Source organism: Mesorhizobium sp. WSM4842 (genome assembly GCF_055901575.1).
The window spans coordinates 5242939-5266002 of record NZ_CM148372.1 but is presented as its reverse complement, the minus strand read 5'-3'; the positions used below and the strand labels follow the sequence as shown (position 1 = coordinate 5266002).

General features: G+C 62.8%; 23 protein-coding genes. 9 read left to right on the top strand and 14 right to left on the bottom strand.

Translation table 11 applies throughout. The features are described from left to right. Positions 1-215: 215 nt before the first annotated feature. Positions 216-1442 carry an anion transporter gene (locus AC0NIE_RS25655; RefSeq protein ID WP_473486757.1) on the top strand — a complete coding sequence of 409 codons (1227 nt, stop codon included), beginning with the start codon at positions 216-218 and terminating at the stop codon, positions 1440-1442. 47 nt (positions 1443-1489) lie between these two features. Here AC0NIE_RS25655 and AC0NIE_RS25650 read toward each other — a convergent pair whose 3' ends face one another. Further along, complete coding sequence (locus tag AC0NIE_RS25650) at positions 1490-1879, bottom strand: YkvA family protein (RefSeq protein WP_473486758.1); 390 nt, start codon at positions 1877-1879, stop codon at positions 1490-1492. A gap of 101 nt (positions 1880-1980) precedes the next feature. Continuing rightward, positions 1981-2478, bottom strand: a complete 498-nt coding sequence (locus tag AC0NIE_RS25645) for a MarR family winged helix-turn-helix transcriptional regulator (RefSeq protein WP_473486759.1) — start codon at positions 2476-2478, stop codon at positions 1981-1983. Positions 2479-2649: 171 nt separating this feature from the next. On the opposite strand from AC0NIE_RS25645, the gene AC0NIE_RS25640 reads away from it, so the two are divergent. After that, entirely contained in the window at positions 2650-3450 is an 801-nt protein-coding gene (locus AC0NIE_RS25640) for an SDR family NAD(P)-dependent oxidoreductase (RefSeq protein ID WP_473486760.1), read from the top strand. A 49-nt stretch (positions 3451-3499) separates the two neighbouring features. Here the strand turns inward: AC0NIE_RS25640 and AC0NIE_RS25635 are convergent, their stop codons facing one another. The 4 genes from AC0NIE_RS25635 to AC0NIE_RS25620 all read right to left on the bottom strand — a co-directional run bounded on the left by AC0NIE_RS25635 (position 3500) and on the right by AC0NIE_RS25620 (position 6509). Beyond that, on the bottom strand, positions 3500-3784 hold the full coding sequence (locus tag AC0NIE_RS25635; protein ID WP_473486761.1) for a cupredoxin domain-containing protein: 285 nt from the start codon (positions 3782-3784) through the stop codon (positions 3500-3502). Between the two features lie 41 nt (positions 3785-3825). After that, entirely contained in the window at positions 3826-4350 is a 525-nt protein-coding gene (locus tag AC0NIE_RS25630; RefSeq protein WP_473486762.1) for a DUF4142 domain-containing protein, read from the bottom strand. Between the two features lie 98 nt (positions 4351-4448). After that, positions 4449-5114 carry an RNA polymerase sigma factor gene (locus AC0NIE_RS25625; protein ID WP_473486763.1) on the bottom strand — a complete coding sequence of 222 codons (666 nt, stop codon included), beginning with the start codon at positions 5112-5114 and terminating at the stop codon, positions 4449-4451. A gap of 225 nt (positions 5115-5339) precedes the next feature. After that, the gene (locus tag AC0NIE_RS25620; protein WP_473486764.1) at positions 5340-6509 is read right to left on the bottom strand and encodes a cystathionine beta-lyase; all 1170 of its coding nucleotides are present in this window, start codon (positions 6507-6509) and stop codon (positions 5340-5342) included. A 444-nt stretch (positions 6510-6953) separates the two neighbouring features. Between AC0NIE_RS25620 and AC0NIE_RS25615 the strand changes: the two genes are divergently transcribed. The 5 genes from AC0NIE_RS25615 to AC0NIE_RS25595 all read left to right on the top strand — a co-directional run bounded on the left by AC0NIE_RS25615 (position 6954) and on the right by AC0NIE_RS25595 (position 12013). Continuing rightward, positions 6954-7982: an amino acid ABC transporter substrate-binding protein gene (locus tag AC0NIE_RS25615; RefSeq protein ID WP_352951723.1), complete on the top strand. Its 1029-nt coding sequence runs from the start codon at positions 6954-6956 to the stop codon at positions 7980-7982. Positions 7983-8045: 63 nt separating this feature from the next. Then, positions 8046-9233: an amino acid ABC transporter permease gene (locus AC0NIE_RS25610; RefSeq protein ID WP_473486765.1), complete on the top strand. Its 1188-nt coding sequence runs from the start codon at positions 8046-8048 to the stop codon at positions 9231-9233. 4 nt (positions 9234-9237) lie between these two features. Further along, positions 9238-10395: an amino acid ABC transporter permease gene (locus AC0NIE_RS25605; protein ID WP_473486766.1), complete on the top strand. Its 1158-nt coding sequence runs from the start codon at positions 9238-9240 to the stop codon at positions 10393-10395. A gap of 75 nt (positions 10396-10470) precedes the next feature. Then, on the top strand, positions 10471-11220 hold the full coding sequence (locus AC0NIE_RS25600) for an amino acid ABC transporter ATP-binding protein (RefSeq protein WP_174654397.1): 750 nt from the start codon (positions 10471-10473) through the stop codon (positions 11218-11220). 106 nt (positions 11221-11326) lie between these two features. Continuing rightward, positions 11327-12013, top strand: coding sequence for a TIGR02117 family protein (locus AC0NIE_RS25595; RefSeq protein WP_473486767.1), 687 nt, complete (start codon positions 11327-11329; stop codon positions 12011-12013). Between the two features lie 24 nt (positions 12014-12037). Here AC0NIE_RS25595 and AC0NIE_RS25590 read toward each other — a convergent pair whose 3' ends face one another. From AC0NIE_RS25590 to AC0NIE_RS25575, 4 genes are all read right to left on the bottom strand, one after another. Continuing rightward, the gene (locus AC0NIE_RS25590; RefSeq protein ID WP_473486768.1) at positions 12038-12214 is read right to left on the bottom strand and encodes a hypothetical protein; all 177 of its coding nucleotides are present in this window, start codon (positions 12212-12214) and stop codon (positions 12038-12040) included. A 387-nt stretch (positions 12215-12601) separates the two neighbouring features. Continuing rightward, positions 12602-13756, bottom strand: a complete 1155-nt coding sequence (locus AC0NIE_RS25585; protein ID WP_474044226.1) for an IS4 family transposase — start codon at positions 13754-13756, stop codon at positions 12602-12604. A gap of 86 nt (positions 13757-13842) precedes the next feature. Next, the gene (locus AC0NIE_RS25580; protein WP_473489771.1) at positions 13843-15075 is read right to left on the bottom strand and encodes an FAD-dependent monooxygenase; all 1233 of its coding nucleotides are present in this window, start codon (positions 15073-15075) and stop codon (positions 13843-13845) included. 16 nt (positions 15076-15091) lie between these two features. Next, positions 15092-15337, bottom strand: coding sequence for a zinc-finger domain-containing protein (locus AC0NIE_RS25575; RefSeq protein ID WP_029354249.1), 246 nt, complete (start codon positions 15335-15337; stop codon positions 15092-15094). 315 nt (positions 15338-15652) lie between these two features. Here AC0NIE_RS25575 and AC0NIE_RS25570 point away from each other — a divergent pair, with 315 nt between their 5' ends. Together AC0NIE_RS25570 and ppx are read left to right on the top strand one after the other, a co-directional pair. After that, positions 15653-17854, top strand: a complete 2202-nt coding sequence (locus AC0NIE_RS25570) for an RNA degradosome polyphosphate kinase (protein ID WP_473489770.1) — start codon at positions 15653-15655, stop codon at positions 17852-17854. Continuing rightward, positions 17854-19389: an exopolyphosphatase gene (gene ppx, locus AC0NIE_RS25565; protein ID WP_473489769.1), complete on the top strand. Its 1536-nt coding sequence runs from the start codon at positions 17854-17856 to the stop codon at positions 19387-19389. Before AC0NIE_RS25570 ends, ppx begins: the two co-directional genes overlap by 1 nt. A gap of 9 nt (positions 19390-19398) precedes the next feature. On the opposite strand, the gene AC0NIE_RS25560 is transcribed toward ppx, so the two are convergent. The 4 genes from AC0NIE_RS25560 to AC0NIE_RS25545 form a co-directional block, all read right to left on the bottom strand. Further along, positions 19399-19821 (bottom strand): DoxX family protein, encoded by a 423-nt coding sequence (locus tag AC0NIE_RS25560; RefSeq protein ID WP_473489768.1) that lies wholly within the window; start codon positions 19819-19821, stop codon positions 19399-19401. A 170-nt stretch (positions 19822-19991) separates the two neighbouring features. Then, the gene (locus AC0NIE_RS25555; protein WP_473489767.1) at positions 19992-20414 is read right to left on the bottom strand and encodes a DoxX family protein; all 423 of its coding nucleotides are present in this window, start codon (positions 20412-20414) and stop codon (positions 19992-19994) included. 124 nt (positions 20415-20538) lie between these two features. Further along, on the bottom strand, positions 20539-21936 hold the full coding sequence (fumC, locus tag AC0NIE_RS25550) for a class II fumarate hydratase (protein ID WP_473489766.1): 1398 nt from the start codon (positions 21934-21936) through the stop codon (positions 20539-20541). A 315-nt stretch (positions 21937-22251) separates the two neighbouring features. Next, positions 22252-23022, bottom strand: coding sequence for an NIPSNAP family protein (locus tag AC0NIE_RS25545; protein WP_473489765.1), 771 nt, complete (start codon positions 23020-23022; stop codon positions 22252-22254). Between the last annotated feature and the right edge of the window lie 42 nt (positions 23023-23064).

Below are 23064 nucleotides of genomic sequence, written 5' to 3'. Positions count from 1 at the left end.
ATGGGCGAGATCGGCACGCGCAAGTATGTCGGCTCGGCCTTCACTGATTCCAGCCGCGCGATGGTATCACCAATCGCCCGGGCGCCTCGGTAGACAGGATTCGCCGACGTCGCGGGCATCTCTTGTGCTTGCGTTCATTCATGTCGCAGTGAGGAGGGGCATTGGCGATTCGCCAATGGCGGGGCAGGGCGGATCTGAACGGGGCTTTTCCACGAATGACATTGATGGGCGCGGCGGCACTGCTGATCCTGATCCTGACCTATGCCGGCGTCGCCGTCGGCAGGTTCCCCGGCTTGCGCCTCGACCGGGCAGGCATTGCGCTGCTCGGCGGTGCGGCGATGATCGCCATCGGCGCGCTCAGCCCGGAGGATTCCTACCGTGCCATCAATTTCGATACCATCACGCTGCTGCTCGGCATGATGATCGTTGTGGCGCATCTGAAAGTGTCGGGCGCTTTTCGCGCGCTCGGCGCCGTCGCCATCGAGCACGCGCACGCGCCGTTCATGCTGCTGGTGATGGTGACGCTGCTGACCGGCGTTCTGTCAGCGTTCCTGGTCAATGACGCGATCTGCCTGGTCATGGCGCCGATCGTCGTCCACGTCACCCGCGTCATCAACCGCAACCCGCTTCCCTATCTGATCGCTACCGCCACGGCGTCGAATTGCGGCAGCGTCGCCACCATCACCGGCAACCCGCAGAATATGGTCATCGGCGCGCTGTCGGGGATATCCTATCCGGCCTTCTCGGCAGCCCTGGCGCCGGTCGCGCTATTCGGCCTCATCGCCGTCATCGTCATAGTACGGATCGTCTATCGCGCCGAATTCGCGCGCAAGGCCGAGCTCAGCCCCGAGGTCTATCGCGGCCGCATGCTGCCGGGACAGGTGGTCAAGGCCGTGGTCGTCTGCATCGGACTGGCGATAGCCTTCTTTGCCGGCGTCCCGGTTGCCAAGGCGGCGCTCATAGGCGGCGCCATTCTTCTCGTGACCCGCGCAATCAAGCCGGCGCGCATCTACCGCGAGATCGACGGGCCGCTGCTGTTCATGTTCGCCGGCCTGTTCATCGTCGTCGCCGGCGCCGAGAAGACGCTGCTCAGCCCCGACATCGTCGCCTCGGCAAAAAACCTCGGGCTGGACGACGTGTGGCGGCTGTCCGGCTTCACCGCAGTGCTGTCCAACATCATGAGCAACGTTCCGGCCGTGCTGGCGCTGCGGCCGTTCATACCAGGCCTGGAAGACCCCGAGCGCGCCTGGCTGGTCGTCGCCATGAGCTCGACGCTGGCCGGCAATTTCACGCTGCTCGGTTCAGTCGCCAATCTGATCGTCGCCGAGTACGCGCGGGTCTCCGGCACACCACTGTCGTTCGCCGCCTTCTTCAAGGTCGGCTTGCCGCTGACGCTGGTCACGCTGCTTGCCGGGACGGCATGGCTGGCGCTCGGGTTTTAGGCCGCCGGCGCAGCAGCCTAGGCGGTTCAAGCGCAAGCCTGATCAGACTATTTGGCGTGGGTGGGCCAGAACGCCCAAATCAGCAAAGCTGCCAAAGCCAGCCAGAGCGCCACGACAAGAAACATCCCCGTCCTGCTTTGCGGGTGTTTTTCGAGCGCGGCAGCCCGCGCTCGAAACTCGTCCATCAGCGGCGGCGGAACAAGCCTTATGGCCAGGATTACGCCGAGCGGGACGATGATCAGGTCGTCGAGATAGCCGAGCACCGGAATGAAATCCGGGATCAGGTCGATTGGGGAAAGCGCATAGGCGGCCACCATCCCTGCAACAAACTTTGCAAACCAGGGCACCCGAGGATCGCGTGCGGCGAACCACAGGGCGACGACATCAAGCTTGATGTCGCGCGCCCGGCTCTTTGCCGCTTCCAGCCATGCTTTCATAGGGTTACTTTAGCACAGATTGTCGTCCGCCTGCATCCGAGCGGTTGCCGGTCGCGCAAAACCAGACCGTCCATAGCGCGTCCCAAAGGGCGTGCGGCGCTTTAGCACTCCGACGATTCGGTGCTGCTCGCCGGCTTCGCGCCCGAAACATAGGAGTCGAGAAAGTCCTGCGAGGCGACATCGTCGGCGAGGCTCCTCAGCTTTTCGGCCGCGGCCGCCCCCAAAATCGCCTCGACGCGCCGGTTGGCCTCGACCCACACGACATATGCCTGCTGGTATCGCGCTTTTCCGAGCGGCGTCAGTACAGCATGTTTCGTTCGCCGATCGTGGGTATCGTGGCGGACCTCGACCAGACCGTCTCGCACAAGCGGCCGCAGAGCGTGCGTCAGCGCTGAGATCTGGATCGCCAGGCGGCCGGCGAGGACCTGCAGCGTCGGCCCATCCTCGCCGTAAGCGGCCGCGAGCCCGTCGATCTGGCCGAGCAGAAGGGTTTGCGTTGACGTCAGCCCGGTTGGGACCAACGCCGCGTCATACAACTGGCCAAGCCGGCGCGCCGCACGGCGCAGCGACGAATTGATGCAAACGAAATCGCCCGGCATGCCGGGCGCTTCTGCATCTGGCTCGTCCCGATCTTCGAGCGTCGCAAACGATTCGACTGTTTTTTTCATCCTTACAAAATAGTTGAGGGCTGAAGCATTGCAAAGGGGCACAGATCTGGCTAGTTAGTTGAGCGCTCAACATTTGAGCGCTCAACATTCAGGAGATAACCCATGTCGAACTCCGCTTCCAAGCCGGTCGCCGTCGTCACCGGCGCCTCCGCCGGCATCGGCGCTGTCTATGCCGACCGCCTCGCTGCCCGTGGTTATGATCTTGTGCTCGTGGCGCGCCGCGCCGAACGCCTGAAAACCCTCTCGGCAAAGCTGTCGCGGGCCTATGGCGCCAAGGTCGAGGTGATCGGCGCCGACCTGACCAAGGAGGAGGGCTTGGCGCGTGTCGAGAAGGTGCTCGCCACTAACCCCGCCATCACCTTGCTTGTAAACAACGCCGGCAACGGCACGCTCGGATCGACGATAAACACGTCCGACGAGAATGCCGCGTCGACAATTGCGCTCAACATCACGGCGCTGACGCGCCTGACCCGAGCGGCGCTGCCGGCATTCCTGTCGCGCAACGCCGGGGCGATAATCAACATGGCCTCGGTCATGGCGCTGCACTCGCTGCCGATCACCTCTCTCTACAGCGGCACCAAGGGTTATGTGGTGAACTTCAGCCGTGGCCTGCAGGAGGAGCTTGCCGGAACCGGCGTCAGGCTGCAGCTCGTTCTTCCTGCCGCGACCGCCACCGAATTCTACGAGTTCGCCGGCATGCCGCTTTCAGCGTTCGACCCGGCAGTGGTGATGACCGCGGAAGACATGGTCGATGCGGCCCTGGCAGGGTTCGATCAGGGTGAAGCCATCACGCTGCCGTCGGTCCACGACCGCGCGCTTTGGGAAACCTATGACGCCGCCCGCGCCACCTTGTTCGCCGCGACGCAGACCGGCGAGCCGGCGCCTCGCTACCAGGCGGCTTGACGTCGCCGAACCGCCCTGCGAGCGCGCAGGGCGGTCTCCGCTGGCATGGCTAGGGCGACGTCACCGTCAGACGGCCTTTCATATTGGGATGGAAGCGGCAAAAATAGTCGACCGAACCTGCCGTCTTCAGCGTCAGGCTCGCCGATGTCTTCGGCGGGATCATCACCTCCCAGCCGCCTTTGACGGTCGCCGTGTGGGCGAACACGTCCTTGTTGACCCACTCGATCGTGTCGCCGACCTTCGCCTCGATGCTAGCGGGCGAAAACACCAGTTTCTCGATCGTCACCTCGATCGTTTCGGCCTTGGCTGGTGCGGCAGCAATAATTAGTGCCATTGCAATCCACAGATGTCGTTTCGACACCGTTGGTGCTGTTCTCATTTCAGCATGCCGGCGACATGTTCGGCATGCTGTTCATGGCCCTGGAATAGCTTCAGGCCGGTCTCCAGCAGGCTCTTCAGTTCGGCATTCTCGACCGAGGGGATCAGCAGGGTTTCGAGCGCGCCGTTGACCTGCTTGTGATAGGCGACCTCGTTGTCGACATAGGCCTTGTCGAACGCGGCGCCGTCGAGCTTGGCGAGCTTCGCCCGTTCCTCGTCCGCCGCCTTGGTCAGCGCCTTGCTGGTGGCGTTGTCCTCTGGCGTTACGTTGAGCTTCTTGACCAGGTCAAGGGCTTGTTTGTTTACGGCTTCATGGTCTCGCACCATGTCTTTGGCGAAATCGAGAATCTCCTTGTTCTTCGATTTCTTCAGCGCTTGCATGGCCGCCTCGACGTCAAGCACGCCGGCTGTGTAGGCGATGTGGGCGATCTGCGGGTCGCTCGGCTTGTCGGAGGCTTGCGCCAACGTCGCTGCGCTGAGCAGGAAAAGCGCTGCCAGTGCGGTGGTCGATCGAATAAACATGACGTTCTCCTTCGCCGGATGCGGTTGGCTCCGGGCATTTTCAGTTGACGATGATTGGATGCCGGAAGGGGGCAAACGTTCCCGGGAATTGGGGAAAATCAGTCTGTAAAGCCAAGCCGCTGCATCACCGCGGCGGTCAGCCTGTCACACCGGCGGCCGGCGAAGGGGAAGGCATCGAGCAGCACCGGGCCGATCTGATCGGCCAGCGCCTTGCGGACGAGGGCGCGGGCGCGGTGCAGCCGGGTCTTGACGGTTTCGGGCCGCACATCAAGCAATTCGGACGTCTCGTCTATGCTGAGACCCTCGATCACCCGCGCCACGAATACGGTCCGGTAGACATCGGGAAGGCGATCGGTCGCCCGTTCGACAAGCTCGAGGATCTGCCGTTGCGCCATCATCCGCTCCGGATCGTCGCTGGGATTGAGGGGGAACTTGATGATTTCGGCTTGTAGATTTTGCGGCATCGCTACCGTTCGCCGCCCTTTGCGCAAACGCCCAAGCGCCTCGTTGATGACGATGCGTGACAGCCATGTGGCGAGAGAGGATTCGCCGCGAAAATCCCCGAGCTGGGCAAAGGCCCTGACATAGGCCTCCTGTACGATGTCTTCAGCCTCGCTGTCGTTGCGGACGACGCTGCGGGCGATACGATAGAGTCGCTGGTTGTGCATTTTGATAATTGTGTGGAAGGCTCCGCCCTCGCGCGCCAGCGCACGGCCGACAAGCTGCATCTCGCCAGGTGCGGCGGGCATGACGGTCGCAGACATGACCGGTTTCCTCATCGCGAGCCAATCTCCTGACCGGAGGGCAAATCCTCCGATCGAAACATTGGACGGCCTAACCGGCAAAAGGTTCCGAACATTTTTCCCGGCGGCCAGCACCGCCTACGCTACCGCTTCCACCAGCAGCTTGTCTGCAGCTTGCGCGCGCCGTTGCGGCCAGCAGATCGGCCGGGCCGAGGATGCGCCTGTTGGAAGACCCCCTGCCGTCGCTCAAGCTCCCGCCGCCGCGGCGAGGCCGCGTGCCAGATCGGCCTTCAAATCCTCGACATCCTCGAGCCCGATCTGCAGGCGGATGAGCGGGCCGTCATAAGGACCCTTGGCGACGACGCGGTCGCCGAGGAACACCGGCACCGCAAGGCTCTCATAGCCGCCCCAGGAATAGCCGAGGCCGAATATCCTGAGCGCGTCGAGGAAGGCATGCTGCTGTTTCTGGTCGCCGCCCTTGAGCACGATCGAAAAAATGCCGCTCGAGCCGCAGAAGTCGCGCTTCCAGAGATCGTGATCGGGGTGGCTGCCAAGCGCTGGATGCAGCACGCGCGCCACGCCCGGCTGGCCCTCCAGCCAGACGGCGATGGCCAGTGCGCTGCGCTGATGGCGGTCCAGCCGTACGCCCATGGTGCGCAGGCCGCGCAGCACCTGATAGACATCGTCCGGCCCGGCGCAGCAGCCCATTGTGTAGAAGGTCTCGCAAAGCTGTTTCCAGCAGGCGTTGTTGGCCGACGCGGTGCCGAGCAGCACGTCGGAATGGCCAGCCGGATATTTCGTCGCCGCATGGATCGAGATGTCGACGCCATGGTCGAGCGGTCGGAAGTAGAGCGGCGTCGCCCAGGTGTTGTCCATCATGACGATCGCACCTGCGGCATGTGCCGCGCTGGCAATAGCTGGTATGTCCTGCACCTCGAAAGTGTTGGAGGCCGGCGATTCGGTGAACACGACCCTGGTGTTGGACTTGATCAGCGCGGCAATAGCGGCGCCGACATGCGGATCGTAGTACTCGACCTCGATGCCCAGCCGTTTCAGCATCGTGTCGGCGAAATTGCGGGTCGGGTGATAGACGGAATCGACGATCAGGACATGGTCGCCCGCCGATAGGAAGGCGAGCAGCGGCAGCGTCACCGCCGCCAGGCCCGAGGGCACCACAATCGTGCCGGCCGAGCCTTCCAGCCCGTCGATGGCGCTGGCAAGGGCGTCGGTGGTCGGCGTGCCGCGCGTGCCGTAGGTGTATTTCTGGCTGCGTGCCGCCATCGTCGCCGCGTTGGGATAGAGCACGGTCGAGGCATGCACGACCGGCGGATTGACGAAGCCGAAATAGTCGTGCGGATTGTTGCCCGAATGGGCAAGCCGCGTGTTGATGCCCATTTCGTTGCCGTCTTTTGTCATTGCGCTTCGCCTCTGATGAAGCGCTAGCCATAGTGCGGCGGCATTGGCCGCGCAACCGTCCGCCATCCGCCAGCCGGCGGACTTCGGATATGCCAATTGATTCGCTGACAACCCTGTAATGCGTGGCGTTCCGAAGGCGGATTTTCAAAGGCCCAGCCCCGACTTGCGTCGACCGGGCCTTGCCGGCTTTGTTCGCACTCATGGCTAATTTCCCGGCGCGTTTGTCTGCAATTCAGGCATTTGCGGCAATTGGTTTTCAAACTGTTTCGGTTTCGGTCATTTTCCTTGACCTCACTGAAATAATCGCCTTCGATGCAGTTCGTGAATGGGAGGCAGCGCGTCGGTTGCGATGCGGGGTTCCGGGAATGGGCCGGAACGGGAAGCTGCGTTCACACGGAAAAAAGTCAGGTTCGCCTGAAAAAAACAGAAAAGGGTCTGTGGGTTATGAAACACATTGCAATCGGCATCCTGGGCGCCGCCGCGCTTGGATTGGTGGCTTCGGCCGCGTCGGCGGCCACGCTCGACGACGTCAAGGCCAAGGGCTTCATCCAATGCGGCGTCTCGACCGGTCTGGCCGGCTTCTCGGCGCCGGACGACAAGGGCGACTGGCAAGGCATCGATGCGGATTTCTGCCGCGCTGTCGCGGCCGCCGTTTTCGGCGATGGCACCAAGGTCAAGTTCACGCCGCTCAGCGCCAAGGAACGCTTCACCGCACTGCAGTCAGGCGAGATCGACCTCCTGTCGCGCAACACCACCTGGACCATCAACCGCGATACGGCGCTTGGGCTGAATTTCGTCGGTGTCACCTACTATGACGGCCAGGGCTTCATGATCAATGCCAAGAAACTGCCGGGCGTGAATTCCGCACTGCAGCTTTCGGGCGCGGCGGTCTGCGTGCAGAGCGGCACCACGACCGAACTCAACCTTGCCGACTATTTCAAGTCGAACAAGATGGAATACAACCCGGTCGTCTTCGAAAAGCTGGAAGAGGTCAACGCCGCCTATGACGCCGGCCGCTGCGACGTCTACACCACCGACCAGTCCGGCCTCTACGGCATCCGCCTGACGCTCGGCGCACCCGCCGACCACGTCGTGCTGCCCGAGATCATCTCCAAGGAACCGCTCGGACCGGCCGTGCGCCAGGGCGACGACCAATGGTACCACATCGTCAAGTGGACCTACTTTGCGCTGCTCGGCGCCGAGGAACTCGGCATCACCAAGGCCAATGTCGAGGAGATGAAGACCTCGGACAATCCCGAGATCAAGCGTGTGCTCGGCCAGGAGGCCGATACCAAGATCGGCACCGATCTCGGCGTCTCCAACGACTGGGTCGTCAACATCGTCAAGGCAGTTGGCAATTACGGCGAAATGTTCGAACGCAATGTCGGTTCGGGCAGCCCGCTGAAGATCGCGCGCGGCATCAACGCGTTGTGGACCAAGGGCGGCCTGCAATACGCTCCGCCGATCCGCTGATCGAAATGTGATCCGGAAGGCAGCGTTCCTGCCTTCCGGTTTCTCTTTCCAGGGGATGGTCGAATGGCATCGCAGGAAATTCTTCGCGAGGAGCCAAGCCGCGGCTCCTTTATCAACGATCCGAAGGTCCGCGGCATATTCTTCCAGGCGGTGGTCGTCATCGTGCTGGTGGCGTTGGTCTGGTGGATCGTCCAAAATACCATCGACAATCTGACGCGCCTGCACATTGCATCAGGCTTCGGCTTCCTAAGGGGCCGCGCCGGTTTCGACATCAGTGACAGCGCCATCGCCTATTCGTCGGATTCGACCTATGGCCGCGCCATTGCGGTCGGCTTCATCAACACGCTCATCGTTGCCGCCGCCGGCATCATTACCGCCACCATCATCGGCTTCATCCTCGGCATCGGCCGGCTTTCGCACAACTGGCTGATCCGCAAGATCTGCATGGTCTATGTCGAGGTCTTCCGCAACATTCCGCCGCTGCTGGTTATCTTCTTCTGGTATTCCGGCGTGCTTGCCGTGCTTCCCATACCGCGCGAGAGCATCAACCTGCCTTTCGGCTCGTTTCTCAACCAGCGTGGCTTCTATTTTCCGCGCGCCGTCTGGGGCGACGGCTCCTGGTTGATCTTCGTCGCTTTGCTTGTCGGCATCGCCATGGCGTGGTTCGTTGCCCGCAAGGCGCGTCAGCGGCAGATGGCGACCGGCCAGCAATTCCCGGTGTTCTGGACGTCGGCGGCGCTGATCGTCGGCCTGCCGTTGCTTGCCTATGCGCTGAGCGGCTTCCCGCTGAGCTTCGACTATCCAAAGCAATCGACCTTCAACCTGACTGGCGGCTTCCAGGTCAAGCCGGAGTTCCTGTCGCTCTATCTGGCGCTGTCCTGCTATACTGCGGCCTTCATCGCCGAAATCGTGCGCGCCGGCATCATGGGCGTCAGCAAGGGCCAGAGCGAAGCAGCCGGTGCGCTGGGTCTGCGTCCAGGATCGATCCTGCGGCTTGTGGTTGTTCCGCAAGCCATGCGCATCATCATTCCGCCATTGACCAGCCAGTATCTGAACCTGACCAAGAACTCTTCGCTCGCCATCGCCATCGGTTATCCGGATCTGACGGCGACCGCCGGAACGGTGCTGAACCAGACCGGCCAGGCGATCGAGTGCGTGCTGATCATGATGGTGGTCTATCTCGTGCTCAGCCTGCTGACCTCGGCGGTGATGAACGTGGTCAACGCCAGGATGGCGCTGGTGGAGAGGTAGCGACATGCAGGAACACGATACCTCCTGGGTTCGGACCGAAATGGCGCTGTCGCAACAGGCGCCCGCCGGCGTGCGCGGTCTGGGGGCCTGGATCCGCAAGAACCTGATCGCGTCGACCGGCGACACCATCCTGACCATCGTCGGCATCGTACTGGTCGCGATGATCCTGCCGCAGATTATCAATTGGGCCTTCATCAACGCCCAATGGACCGGAACCGACCGCACCTTCTGCGCCACGGTGGCGCAGGGCGGCATCCAGCCGGACGGCTGGTCCGGCGCCTGCTGGGCCTTCGTCAACGCCAAGTTCGGCCAGTTCATGTTCGGCCGTTATCCGATCGAGGAGCGCTGGCGGCCGATCCTGGTCGCCATCCTGTTCGTGGTGTTGCTGGTGCCGTTGCTCATCCCGCGCGTGCCGCGCAAGGGGTTGAACGCCATCCTGTTCTTCCTGGCACTGCCGATCGTTGCCTTCATCCTGCTGACCGGCGGCGTGTTCGGCCTGCTGCATGTCGAAACTCCGCTGTGGGGCGGCCTGCTGGTGACGCTCAGCCTGTCCTTCGTCGGCATTGCTGTTTCACTGCCGGTCGGCATCGTGCTGGCGCTCGGCCGGCGCTCGAAGATGCCGATCGTCAAGACGCTGTGCGTCATCTTCATCGAGACGGTGCGCGGCATCCCGCTGATCACCGTGCTGTTCATGGCCAGCGTCATGCTGCCGCTTTTCCTGCCGGCCGGCGTCACCTTCGACAAGTTGCTGCGCGCGCTGATCGGCGTATCGTTGTTTGCCGCTGCCTATATGGCCGAAGTGGTGCGCGGCGGCCTGCAGGCGATCCCCAAGGGCCAGTATGAGGGTGCCGATTCGCTCGGCCTCGGCTACTGGCAGAAGATGGGCCTGATCGTGCTGCCGCAGGCGCTGAAGCTGGTCATTCCCGGCATCGTCAACACCTTCATCGGCATGTTCAAGGACACCAGCCTTGTCTACATCATCGGCATGTTCGACCTGCTCGGCGTCGTCAAGCTGCACTTTTCCGACGCCAACTGGGCGACGCCGCAGACCGCCAGGTCCGGCCTGGTGTTTGCAGCCTTCGTCTTCTGGCTGTTCTGCTTCGGCATGTCGCGCTATTCGATGTTCACGGAACGCCGGCTCGACACCAGCTACAAACGCTAAGAACAAAAAAGGGAACCCTCCATGGCCACAGAAAATGCCGTCAGCGCGGAAGAGATCAAGGTCAATGCCGCCAAGATGCATATCTCCGACACCGATGTCGCCATCGACATCATCGCCATGCACAAATGGTACGGCGAATTCCATGTGCTGAAGGACATCAACCTGAAGGTGATGCGCGGCGAGCGGATCGTCATTTGCGGCCCTTCGGGCTCCGGCAAATCAACGATGATCCGCTGCATCAACCGGCTGGAAGAGCACCAGAAAGGCAAGATCATCGTCGACGGCAAGGAATTGACCAACGATCTCAAGAAGATCGACGAGGTGCGCCGCGAGGTCGGCATGGTGTTCCAGCACTTCAACCTGTTCCCTCATTTGACCATCCTGGAAAACTGCACGCTGGCGCCGATCTGGGTGCGCAAGACGCCGAAGAAGCAGGCCGAGGAAATCGCCATGCACTTCCTCACGCGCGTCAAGATCCCGGAACAGGCCAACAAATATCCCGGCCAGCTTTCCGGCGGCCAGCAGCAGCGCGTCGCCATCGCCCGCTCGCTATGCATGAACCCGCGCATCATGCTGTTCGACGAGCCGACCTCGGCGCTCGATCCGGAAATGATCAAGGAGGTGCTGGAGACGATGGTTGGCCTCGCCGAAGAAGGCATGACAATGCTCTGCGTCACCCACGAGATGGGCTTTGCCCGCAAGGTCGCCAACCGGGTGATCTTCATGGATCAGGGCCAGATCGTCGAGCAGAACACCCCGGCCGAGTTCTTCGACCATCCGCGCCACGAGCGCACAAAACTGTTCCTGTCGCAGATCCTGCACTGATCGCTCTCATGCAAATCAAAAAAGAGCCCGGCCGAAACCGCCCGGGCTCTTTTTGCGTCTGAGCCGTCAGCCCCCGATTGCGCCCCAATTGCGAGGCCGTTCCCTCATGAGAAAGCCGTCCCTCGTGAAAAAGCTTGGGCGTTTTCTCTCCATTCTGGTGGTGGCAATAGTGCTTGCCGTGATGCTGGGCACAGTCATTCCACGGCCGCTCTTGTCGGCGGCCGCCGCCGATCCCGTCGCCACCAGGCACATCCTGGTGCTGAAAAATCCGATCCACACCGATATCGCCATTCCGGTCGATGACGATGTGCGCAGACGCTTCCATTTCCTGGTCGATGGCGGCATTCCGGCCGGCATGGCCGAGGTCCGCTACATCGTCTTCGGCTGGGGCGGCCGCGCCTTCTATCTGGAGACGCCGACCTGGTCGGAACTGAAGGCCGTGCCGGTGATGAAGGCGCTGACTTTGGACGCATCGGTGATGCATGTCGATGTCGCCGGCAATATTGTCGAGCCGCATGCCGACGTGGCCGGCTTCGACATCAGCGAGCAGCGTTTTGCAGCGCTGCTCGACTTCATCGCCGCGAGTTTCCAGCAAGGGCCGAACGGTCCGATCCTGATCGAGAATGCCGCCTATTCCAGGTTCGACCGCTTTTACGAAGCCAACGGCCATTTCAATGCGCTGGTTGGCTGCAACACCTGGACGGCGGCGGCTCTACGTATCGCCGGCCTGCGGACAGGCTGGTGGAATCCGCTGCCGGCCTTGCTGGACATATCGATGCGGATTTATAATTGATGGTCGCAGACACGCCCGAACGGATCAGTCGGTCTTGCGGTTACGTGCGCTACGCCAAAATTTCTCGGTTATCTTGGGAAGATCGCTGACGTCGATGTCGACCTCCGGCCGCGCGATCAACCAAGCGATCTCGGCTTTCTGAGCATCCGTTAAAGGTGGAGGATTCCTCGGATCGATTTCATGTCGGATGACTTCGGCCACAGCGCCTTAATACTCAGTGCTGGCACTGCAGTCGAATGCGAGCGCCTCATTCCTTCGCACCCCCCTCCGGCCTGCCGGCCATCTCCCCCGCAAGGGGGGAGATCAGCAGCTTCGGCGCTCCGCTCACTCCTGCAACGTTGCAGATTGGCGAAGGCCGCAGTGACGGCCAATCTCCCCCCAAGTGGGGGAGATGTCCGGCAGGACAAAGGGGGGCGCTGTCCATAGGCGCTAACTTAGGGCATGAGCGTTATCCTTGCTGCGGCGGATTGGCTTTTTCGTCGCCTCGGTGGATCGCAGACGTGGCGGATGATTTCGGCAAAGCGCGCCACGATTTTTCCCGGCCGCATCACGATCAGTATGGCGTTGAGGATTGCAGGACGCAGGAGACTATGCAGCCTCCAAAGGGACAGCGATTGCGCTGTGGGTGGTTTCATCTTCACAGGGGGGAGAGTCGAGAACGTCGGTGACGGCCTCGTCGATCATCAGCGCCAGGATCAGATGGGCTGTCAGCCAGCTTCGAGCGAGCCGCTCATCGCGTGCGGGAAGCTTATGGATACCCATTCCACTCTTGAGCCGCTTGAAGGCGAGTTCGACTTGCCAGCGCAGCCGATAGGTTTGCAGAACCTCGTCGGCCGCCAATTCATCGGCTGGGATCGACGTCAGCAGCATGACGAAGCCTGCTGCGGTGAGGGTCATCGGGTGCAGCCTCTTGCTGCCACGTCGCTGATGCCCTCGCCTTGCCGCCTTCTGTGCTTTTTGCGTGGCCTCCTCATCCTTGCGCTTGACGATGAGCCTCGCCGGCAAGAGCGGCTTGCCTCGGCTCTTGCTTGTGCGGCCTGAATGCTCCAGGAGCACGCTCATCTCGCAAACTTCACCGGGCTGCAAGGGCTCAAAGATGGCGTTCCAGTCGACCCGTTGCCCTTCGGGCGTGGTCAGCCGAACACTGTTCCAGCCCGTGCGCACGATGAAGTCGCCGCCCGCCGCCACCACCTTTTCAAGGGACGGGGTACGAGCGTAGGCGCGATCGCCGACAACGATGTCGCCTTGGCAAAGCGGAACACGAAAGAAGCCTTCACCGCCGCGAGCGTCGCTAATCTCCAGATGCGTGAACCGCGCAAGCGCAGGTTCGTAGGTGGCGTGCAGCCGCCAGTCCGTGCCGGCACTGCCGGGGTGCGAGATCGAACTGCCATCGACGACGCGCAGCCGACGCCCCGTCGCCGCGGTACTTTTGACACAAGCGTTTTCCAGCAAGGCGCCTGCGATGCAGCCAAGCCAATCGGCCGCTCCACGCAAGCGCTTCAAAAGAGCAACATCGGAAAGGCTCGCAACGTCGTTCATCCCGGCCCAGGCGGCCGCCGAGCGCAGGCTCATCCCGCCGGGGCCATAGGCCAAGGCCAGACGCAGCAATGTCGCTGCGTCCGCAACATTGCGACGACGTACCAGCGCTCCCGTCGCTCGCGCCGTCGTGTCAAGATCAACACATTGCGACAGTCTCGAGATCAGAGCCTGCCAGTCGCTTTCAATCGAATCATTCCTCTGCATCTGGCCTAGGAATCACATCTCGATTCCACCAGTCTACCCCTAAGGTTAGCGCCTATGGGGCGCTGTCCCGCCAGACGGTCGAGTTTTCATCGCCGATCGACGATTTCCGGCGGCCGCCAGCCATAGAGCCAGTCGAGATCGGCCGCGAGCTTTTCCGGCGAGCGCAGCTTCAGGAACAGGTTGCGCGCGACGGCCACCGGCCCCGCTGCATGCCAGGCGAAGCGGTTGACGGCACCGCGGCGGGCGACCCTGGCGATGCGCGGGCGCCGCACCTTTTCCCAGGCGGCAAGCGCGCTCCCTGGATCGGCAGGCGAGGCGGCGACAAAGCCGGCAAGGGTTGCGGCATCCTCGATCGCCATCGCCGCGCCCTGCGCCGCAAACGGCGTCATCGCATGCGCCGCGTCGCCGATCAGGGCGATGCCGGCGGGCGTCGTCGTCCATGGCTGTGCTTGGTCGACCGTATGGATCGGCCATGCGGTCCACGGGCCGGCGTCCTCGGCAAGACGGGCCAGTGCTGGCGCCGTGCCACGCATGGCGCCGGCGAGGATATTGGGGTCGGCGTGGCCCGACCAGCCCTCGGCGATGATCTCGCCCCTGGTGAAGGCGGCCAGATTGAAAGCCGTGCCGTTACTGACCGGATAGGTGACGAGGTGGAAGCCGGGATGCAGGAAGGTGGTCACGCAATTGGCGGCGCCGACCGCCGCAACGGCTTCTCCCGCGACGCTGTCTGCACTGATCGTAGCGCGCCAGGCAAGCTCGCCCGAAAACCGGCTTTTGGCCGCAAGCCCGCCAAAAGCGCGGATCGCCGACCAGACACCGTCGGCGCCGATCAGCAGAAAGCCGTCGGCTTCCACCGTCTTGCCGGCAATCTCGACTGTTGCCGTGTTATGGCGCGGTCCTGTGGCGACGCCGCTGACGCGCGCGCCGGTGGCGAGACTGATGTCCGGCTGTTCGGCGATCCGCGCCATCAGCGCGTCTTGCAGGTCGGCCCGATGAGCGACGAGATAGGGCGCCTGCCAGCGCCTTTCGGCTGCTTCGCCAAGCGGCACCCGCGCCAGCTCGCGCAGCGTGGCCGCCTCCTTGAGCACGACCGCCTCCGGCCGCATCGCCGCCGGCAACAGCCGGTCGAGCACGCCGAGGTGGCGAAGGATGCGCGTCGCGTTGGGTGAGAGCTGGATGCCGGCGCCGGCGGCTTCGAGGCGCGGCGCCTGTTCGAACAGCCGCACCAGATAGCCGCGCTCGGAAAACGCCAGCGCCGCAGTCAGTCCAGCGACGCCGGCTCCGGCGATAACCACCTGCCGGGACCGGGTGTCGTCCATGCGGATGGCGTGCGCGTCAGGCAGCCTGGTCGATATAGAGGCATCCCGCAGGCTGCGTTTCCGTCGCCTTCAGCTTTGGCGAATAGCGATAAAGGGTCGAGCAATAGGGGCAGACCTTTTCATTGTCGTCGCCCATGTCGAGAAACACATGCGGATGGTCGAAAGGTGGGTTGGCGCCGGTGCACATGAATTCCTTGACGCCGATGTCGATCGCCGCATAGCCCGCATCGTTCTGGAAATGGGGAATGGAACCGCCTGCCATCGTCGTCTCCTATATTTGACGCATGACCCCGGATCATGCGCAAAATCAAAATTCCACCGCGACCTTTGCGCGTCCAAAGGACGCGCCGCGCTGTACCTGGATTGCATCTGGATCATAAGCAGTCTCTTTGCAAGATCGATGAAATCAAACTGTCGTAAAAGCCTGTCACAGGATAAGCTAAGCCGGTTAAGGCATGGTCCGAAAACCGAATTCGGTTTCGCTGGGGATCATGCGTAGCTTAAGTGTGGGAGCGTCCTTTGCGCGTCCGCAAAGACGCGCCACGCTGTGGCCAGCGGTGCGAAACGAGCAGGAACCATGAACGAACTAAAGCCGGTGCAGAGCGAATTCACCACTGTCGAGGTGGCGAGCCCCGAGGGCGGCAACCCGGACCGCTTCGTCAACCGCGAGTTTTCCTGGCTGCAATTCAACCGCCGCGTCCTCGAGGAATCGCTGAACGCCAATCATCCGCTGCTCGAGCGTGTCCGCTTCCTGTCGATTTCGGCCGCCAATCTCGACGAGTTCTTCATGGTCCGCGTCGCCGGTCTCGCCGGCCAGGTTCGCGAAGGCATCACGCTGAAGAGCCCGGATGGCCGCACCCCCGTACAACAGCTGGAACAGTTGCTGCGCGAGGTCGAGCGCCTGCAGGAGGACCAGCAGAAAAGCCTTTCCGCGCTGATGCTGCTGCTCGACAAGGAAGGCATCGAGAGCATCAGCCGCGATGCGCTGACCAAGGACGAGAAGACCTGGCTCGAGGATCATTTCCAGGAGCAGGTGTTTCCGGTGCTCACACCGCTTTCGATCGACCCGGCGCATCCGTTCCCATTCATTCCCAATCTCGGCTTCTCGATGGCCCTGCAACTGCGCCATCGCAGGAATGGCGAAGAGATGAGCGCCCTGTTGCGTCTGCCGGTGGCGCTGAAGCGGTTCATCCGCTTGCCTGACCGCAAGCGTCATTTCCGCTTCATTCCGCTGGAAGAGGCGGTCGGTCTCTATATCGGCAAGCTGTTCCCCGGCTACGAAGTCAAGGGCTCCGGCACGTTCCGCATCATCCGCGACAGTGACATCGAGGTCGAGGAAGAGTCCGAGGATCTCGTGCGCCTGTTCGAGACGGCGCTGAAGCGCCGCCGCCGCGGCTCGGTCATCCGCATCGAATTCGACAAGCTGATGCCGGCCGAACTGCGCGAGTTCGTCGCCGGCGAGCTTGGCGTCTCGTCGAGCCGCATCAGCGTGCTCACCGGTCCGCTGGCGCTCAGCCAGATTTCCGAGATCGTCGCCATCGCCCGCGACGATCTCAAGTTCACGCCCTATAATCCGCGCTTTCCCGAGCGCATCCGCGAGCACGGCGGTGACTGTTTCGCCGCCATCCGCGAGAAGGACATCATCGTTCATCACCCCTACGAATCCTTCGACGTGGTGGTGCAGTTCCTGCGCCAGGCGATGGCCGACCCGGAAGTGGTGGCGATCAAGCAGACGCTCTATCGCACCTCGAACGACAGCCCGATCGTGCGCGCTTTGGTCGACGCGGCGGAGGCCGGCAAGTCGGTGACGGCGCTGGTCGAGCTCAAGGCACGTTTCGACGAGGAAGCCAACATCCGATGGGCGCGCGACCTCGAGCGCGCCGGCGTTCAGGTCGTGTTCGGCTTCCTCGAACTGAAGACCCATGCGAAAATGTCGCTGGTGGTGCGGCGCGAGGACGGCAAGCTGCGCAATTACGTGCATCTCGGCACCGGCAACTACCACCCGGTCACCGCGCGCATCTACACCGACCTGTCCTTCTTCACCACCGATCCGACGATCGCCCGCGATGTCGCCCAGCTGTTCAATTTCATCACCGGCTACGCCGAGCCGACCGAGGAGATGCGGCTGGCCATCTCGCCGTTCACCCTGCGCAAGCGCATCCTCAAGCACATTTCGGAGGAGATTTCGCATGCGCTGGAGGGCAGGCCGGCCCGCATCTGGATGAAGATGAATTCGCTGGTCGACCCGATCATCATCGACGCGCTCTATGACGCCAGCCGCGCCGGCGTCGAGATCGATCTCGTCGTGCGCGGCATCTGCTGCCTGAGGCCCCAGGTGCCGGGCCTGTCGGAAAACATAAGGGTCAAGTCGATCGTCGGCCGCTTCCTCGAACACAGCCGCATCTATTGTTTCGGCAACGGCCACGGATTGCCGTCGGACGGGGCGGTCGTCTACATCTCATCGGCCGATTTGATGCCGCGCAATCTCGACCGCCGCGTCGAAACCATGGTGCCGATCACCAATCCAACGGTGCATGAACAAGTCCTCGGCCAGATCATGCTGGGCAACATCATGGACAACCAGCAAAGTTTCGACGTATTGGCTGACGGAACCTCCCGGCGCGCCACGCTCGAGGAGGGCGAGGAACCGTTCAACGCGCAGGAATATTTCATGACCAATCCGAGCCTTTCCGGACGTGGAGATGCGCTGAAATCGCATGCGCCCAAGCGCATCGCGCAGTTCAAGCGCCGCAAGAAAAACGGCGCAGCGACCGGCTGATGATTTCAACGTCCCAGGGCCGGCTTCAGGACCGCCGACCGCTGTCCATCATCGACATCGGGTCGAACTCGATCCGTCTTGTCGTCTATGAGGGGCTGGCGCGCTCGCCGACCACGCTGTTCAACGAAAAGATGCTGGCCGGCCTCGGTCGCGGTATCGTTTCGACCGGAAGGCTCGATCCCGAGGCGGTGACCCGCTCGATGGAAGAATTCCGCCGTTTCCGCGCGCTGTCCGAGCAGGCCGGCGCCGAGCGTATGTATGTGCTGGCGACCGCCGCCGCCCGCGAGGCGGTCAACGGCCCCGATTTCATCCACCGCGCCGAAGATGTGCTCAAGACCGAGGTCCAGGTGCTGAGCGGGCGCCAGGAAGCGCATTATTCCGCGCTCGGCGTCATTTCCGGCTTCCACCCGGCCAACGGCATCGCCGGCGACCTCGGCGGCGGCAGCCTCGAACTGGTCGACGTCGACGGCGAGGCAATCGGCGACGGCATCACGCTGCCGCTGGGCGGTCTGCGCCTGCAGGACATGGCGAAGAACTCACTGGCCCAGGCGGGAAAGATAGCGCGCGACGAGCTCGCGAAGGCGAGGCTCCTGAAAGGCGGGCAGGGCAGGCCGTTCTATGCAGTCGGCGGCACCTGGCGAAACCTGGCCCGGCTCTACATGGAAATGACCAGCTATCCGCTGAGCGTCATGCACCATTACGAGATCGGCATCGACAGCGCTGCGAACTTCCTCAAGCAGGTCGCCAAGGGCGAGATCGAGAAGATAAGGGGTATCGAGGGCGTCTCAAAGAACCGCCGCTCGCTGCTGCCTTATGGCGCCATCGTGCTGCAGGAGATCATGGCGGCGATGCAGCCGTCCAAGATCATCGTCTCGGCGCTGGGCGTGCGCGAGGGCTTTCTCTATTCGCTGCTCGACAAAGCCGAGCAGAGGGCAGATCCGCTGATCTCGGCCTCGGAGGAACTCGCCCGGCTGCGTTCGCGCTCGGTCACCCACGCGCATGAGCTTGTCGAGTGGACGGGCAAGACATTCGCCGCCTTCGGCATCGAGGAGACCGTCGACGAGGCGCGTTACCGCCAGGCCGCCTGTCTGCTTGCCGACATCGGCTGGCGCGCGCATCCCGAATATCGCGGCAAGCAGTCGCTCAACATCATTGCCCACGCCTCCTTCATCGGCGTCGACCATCCCGGCCGCGCCTTCCTGGCGCTGGCCAACGCCTACCGTCATGAGGGCATCTTCAACGAATCGATCGCGCCGGAAATCAAGGCACTGGCAGCCCCGCGCTATATCGAGCGCGCCCGCGTGCTGGCCGCGGTGATGCGCGTCGTCTACCTGCTGACGGCGGCGATGCCGGGGGTCATGCCGCGACTGAAATGGGAGAGGCGCGGCAATGGCGTGCTGGCGCTGGTGCTGCCGTCGTCGCTGGCCGACCTTTACGGCGAGCGGCCGGCCGGGCGGCTGGCGCAACTGGCGAGGGTCACCAATCGCCGGCTGGTGCTGGCGGTCGAGGGCGGCTCCAGCGTTTCGGTCAAGTAGTCTGTCTCATCAAGTGGCGTCGGCGTCGATCCCAAAACCCTGGCCATCGACAGAATAGGCACCTGCGCCAGCCATCGCCAGCGCCAGAAAACCGCCTGATAGGGCGATGTCCTTCATCAGCATCTGTGAGTGCATGAAGGTCAGTGTCGGATCGTCGCCGCCCTGGCCAAAATGGCCGATGAAGCCTGCCGCGATGCAGAAGGCGGCAAGCAGGAGCGCCACGATCGAGGTGTTGAGGCCGACGAGGATAAGCAGTCCGGCGATCAGCTCGAACAGGCCCGTCGCCCAGGCTACGAGTGTCGGCAGCGGCAGGCCGAGGCCGGCAAAATAACCTGATGTGCCGGCAATGTCGCTAAGCGCGTGGAAGCCGGACGGAACGAATAGCGCGGCGAGAAGCAGTCGGGAAAACAGAAGCAGCGCATTGCGGGGCATTGGTCACCTCCGATGTCGGCCAGGCCGGTTGGCCTGTTCCTCCCCGACGCCTCGACCTTAGCAGAATTCGGGTCAGGCCACTCGGCCCGGCGAAAGTCTTGATAAACCGACAACGAAAAAGGGACGCGGAAAATTCCGCGCCCCTTGCTGCAAATCGTTCCTGGACCGCTTCAGCCGCGCTTGGCGTCGACCGAATAGGCGCCAGCGCCCGAGGAAGCCAGCACGAGGAAGCCGCCGGCAATCGCCAGGTTCTTCATGAAGCTGATCATCTGCATCTGATCGGCCCAGCCGGTGTGGGCGACCAGTCCCGTGGCGACGGTGAAGACTGCCAGCACCCAGGCTGTGATCCGGGTCTGAAAGCCGATGAGGATGGCGAGACCGCCGAGCAGCTCGATCAGGCCGACGACAACGGCCGTTACGGTCGGCATCGGCAGGCCGATGCTGCCGAAGTAACCGGCGGTGCCGGCGATCGCAGTGAGCTTGCCGAAACCGGAAAGCACGAAGATGACTGAAAGCAGGACGCGGCCAAGCAGGATGGTGGCCGAGGGATTGGAAGCGGTGCCGGAACCGGCAACTGATGTGTTGGTGGACATGGTGGGCTCTCTCCGGAAGGGGTTGTGGTGTTCCCCCCAGATAGATCAGGTCGACTGTTCACCAAAGATGCGGATTTGGTTACAGATCGTTCACAGCAGTAACGTTTTTGCGATCAGCGTAAAATCATCCGGGATGCGTCATGTCCTCCGGCCGTACCAGGCGGTCGTAGTCGGCTTCGCTGACCAGCCCGGTGGCCAGCGCTTCCTCGCGCAAGGTCGTACCGTTCTTGTGCGCGGTCTTGGCGATCTTGGCGGCATTGTCGTAGCCGATGGTCGGCGCCAAGGCCGTCACCAGCATCAGCGAACGGTCGAGGGCGGCCCTGATATTGTCTTCCCGCGCTTCGATGCCGACGACGCAATTGTCAGTGAAGGAGATGGCGGCGTCGGCGAGCAGCTGCACCGACTGCAGGAAGTTATAGGCCATCAGCGGATTGTAGACGTTGAGCTCGAAATGGCCCTGGCTGCCGGCGAAGGTCACGGCCGCATTGTTGCCGAACACCTGGATGCAGACCTGCGTCAAGGCCTCGCACTGGGTGGGGTTGACCTTGCCCGGCATGATCGATGAACCTGGCTCGTTTTCCGGCAGCGACAGTTCACCAAGGCCGGAGCGCGGGCCGGAGCCGAGCAGACGAATGTCATTGGCAATCTTGAACAGGGCGCCGGCGCAGGCGTTGATGGCGCCATGCGAGAACACCATGGAATCATGGGCGGCCAGCGCCTCGAACTTGTTCGGCGCGGTGACGAAGGCGATGCCGGTGATCGCGGCGATGCGCGCCGCCACCTTCTCGGCAAAACCGACCGGCGCGTTGAGACCGGTGCCGACGGCGGTGCCGCCTTGCGCCAGTTCCTGCAGGCCGGGCAGCGTCATCTCGATGCGTTTGATCGAGGAGGCGACCTGCGCGGCATAGCCTGAGAATTCCTGGCCAAGGGTGAGGGGCGTCGCGTCCTGTGTATGCGTGCGGCCGATCTTGATGATGTGGGCGAAAGCTTTGGTCTTGGCTTCGAGCGCCGCATGCAAATGCTTCAGCGCCGGCAACAGGTCGTGCACGATGCGCTCGGCGCAGGCGATGTGCATCGCCGTCGGATAGGTATCGTTCGACGACTGGCTCATATTGACGTGGTCGTTGGGATGCACTGGCTTCTTGGACCCCATGACGCCGCCCAGCAGTTCGATCGCCCGGTTGGAGATCACCTCGTTGGCGTTCATGTTGGATTGCGTGCCCGAGCCGGTCTGCCAGACGACCAGGGGGAAATGATCGTTCAGCTTGCCGTCGATGACTTCCTGAGAGGCTTCGATGATCGCCTTGCCGATGGCCGGGTCGAGCCGCTTCAGCTCCATATTGGTTTCGGCCGCCGCCCGCTTGACGATGCCGAGCGCGCGAACGATCGACGCCGGCTGCTTTTCCCAGCCGATTTTGAAATTGCCCAGCGAACGCTGCGCCTGGGCGCCCCAGTAACGGTCGGCGGCGACCTCGATGGGACCGAACGTGTCGGTTTCGGTTCTGGTCTCTGGCGCGCTCACGTGTCTCTCCGATCTGTCGAATTCGGCACCGGCGTATCGCGTTGCACAAATGGCTTCAAGCGGAGATTGCGGGCGGCATGAATGCAAATCGGTTGAAGGAACGGGGCTCTTCCTTCTCCCCTTGTGTTCCCTTGTGGGACCCCTTGTGGGAGAAGGTGGATCGGCGCGTAGCGCCGAGCCGGTGTTGGACGGAGCGGTGCCAAGCTGGAAAACCCCTCATCCGACCGAGCGGAGCCTGTCCTCGGGCTTGCCGGAGGCAAGACCCGTGGGCTCGGCCACCTTCTCCCACAAGGGGAGAAGGAAGAGGCTCCTCTCTCACCGACCAAGCAGCGACTTCGAGGTTGGAGATAGGCGCAGCGTTTCCGTCGGTCTGGCCAGGCCCGACTGCAATGCCTGCCAGGCCGGCGCCGCGGCAAGCGCCGCTTCAACGCTTTCATGGGCGTCCGCGCTGTCGAAGGCGGCGACGCTGATGAAGACGTTTTCGCCTGATCGAACCGGCAGGCGGGGAAAGCTGTTTTCGGCATGTTCGGTGACAAACGCAGCAAGTGGCCGTGCGCCAAATGCCGCCAGAGTGGCGATGGCGTCGGTTTCAAAGCGGCTGGCGAAGTCGGCTTCGGCGCCGGGCCGCAGATGATGAATTTTGATGACAACAATATCCGACAAGCAATTGTCACCGCTTGGCTTTTCGTGACCCGGCAAGGCTGCCCGTTGCGATCCCGACAGATCGAAGACGGCGCCTGGCCATGCCGGTTTCAGCAACAGCACGTCGTCGGAGGAAATCATCGTGGCGTTCGCGGCGTCGCGCCAGGCGGCCCAGACGGGTCCCTCGTAGAACGCGGCCAGCGCATCCTTCCTCGCGACCATTCCGTCGAAGCCCCGTAGCCAGACGAACATGTCGGGCCTGTCGAGATCGCGAAACTGACCGATGATGGTCATCCCTGCCGCTTCCTGACCCTCGATCAGGTGACCGTCGAAGATGCCGATCAGCGTCTCCCGCCGGCCGGGTTTCAGCGTGTACTGCCTGAGCTCGACGACCGGCGAGGCGTTGAGGCGGGATTTCGGCGGGGCATTCAGGGACAGGCTCATTGCGCAATCTCCAAAACAGGGTATTCATCCTGTTTTAAAACA

Coding starts and splice junctions, on each gene's coding strand:
- AC0NIE_RS25655 (WP_473486757.1), top strand. CDS start 216: ATGACATTGATGGGCGCGGCGGCACTGCTGATCCTGATCCTGACCTAT.
- AC0NIE_RS25650 (WP_473486758.1), bottom strand. CDS start 1,879: ATGAAAGCATGGCTGGAAGCGGCAAAGAGCCGGGCGCGCGACATCAAG.
- AC0NIE_RS25645 (WP_473486759.1), bottom strand. CDS start 2,478: ATGCCGGGCGATTTCGTTTGCATCAATTCGTCGCTGCGCCGTGCGGCG.
- AC0NIE_RS25640 (WP_473486760.1), top strand. CDS start 2,650: ATGTCGAACTCCGCTTCCAAGCCGGTCGCCGTCGTCACCGGCGCCTCC.
- AC0NIE_RS25635 (WP_473486761.1), bottom strand. CDS start 3,784: ATGGCACTAATTATTGCTGCCGCACCAGCCAAGGCCGAAACGATCGAG.
- AC0NIE_RS25630 (WP_473486762.1), bottom strand. CDS start 4,350: ATGTTTATTCGATCGACCACCGCACTGGCAGCGCTTTTCCTGCTCAGC.
- AC0NIE_RS25625 (WP_473486763.1), bottom strand. CDS start 5,114: ATGTCTGCGACCGTCATGCCCGCCGCACCTGGCGAGATGCAGCTTGTC.
- AC0NIE_RS25620 (WP_473486764.1), bottom strand. CDS start 6,509: ATGACAAAAGACGGCAACGAAATGGGCATCAACACGCGGCTTGCCCAT.
- AC0NIE_RS25615 (WP_352951723.1), top strand. CDS start 6,954: ATGAAACACATTGCAATCGGCATCCTGGGCGCCGCCGCGCTTGGATTG.
- AC0NIE_RS25610 (WP_473486765.1), top strand. CDS start 8,046: ATGGCATCGCAGGAAATTCTTCGCGAGGAGCCAAGCCGCGGCTCCTTT.
- AC0NIE_RS25605 (WP_473486766.1), top strand. CDS start 9,238: ATGCAGGAACACGATACCTCCTGGGTTCGGACCGAAATGGCGCTGTCG.
- AC0NIE_RS25600 (WP_174654397.1), top strand. CDS start 10,471: ATGCATATCTCCGACACCGATGTCGCCATCGACATCATCGCCATGCAC.
- AC0NIE_RS25595 (WP_473486767.1), top strand. CDS start 11,327: ATGAGAAAGCCGTCCCTCGTGAAAAAGCTTGGGCGTTTTCTCTCCATT.
- AC0NIE_RS25585 (WP_474044226.1), bottom strand. CDS start 13,756: ATGCAGAGGAATGATTCGATTGAAAGCGACTGGCAGGCTCTGATCTCG.
- AC0NIE_RS25580 (WP_473489771.1), bottom strand. CDS start 15,075: ATGGACGACACCCGGTCCCGGCAGGTGGTTATCGCCGGAGCCGGCGTC.
- AC0NIE_RS25575 (WP_029354249.1), bottom strand. CDS start 15,337: ATGGCAGGCGGTTCCATTCCCCATTTCCAGAACGATGCGGGCTATGCG.
- AC0NIE_RS25570 (WP_473489770.1), top strand. CDS start 15,653: ATGAACGAACTAAAGCCGGTGCAGAGCGAATTCACCACTGTCGAGGTG.
- ppx (WP_473489769.1), top strand. CDS start 17,854: ATGATTTCAACGTCCCAGGGCCGGCTTCAGGACCGCCGACCGCTGTCC.
- AC0NIE_RS25560 (WP_473489768.1), bottom strand. CDS start 19,821: ATGCCCCGCAATGCGCTGCTTCTGTTTTCCCGACTGCTTCTCGCCGCG.
- AC0NIE_RS25555 (WP_473489767.1), bottom strand. CDS start 20,414: ATGTCCACCAACACATCAGTTGCCGGTTCCGGCACCGCTTCCAATCCC.
- AC0NIE_RS25545 (WP_473489765.1), bottom strand. CDS start 23,022: ATGAGCCTGTCCCTGAATGCCCCGCCGAAATCCCGCCTCAACGCCTCG.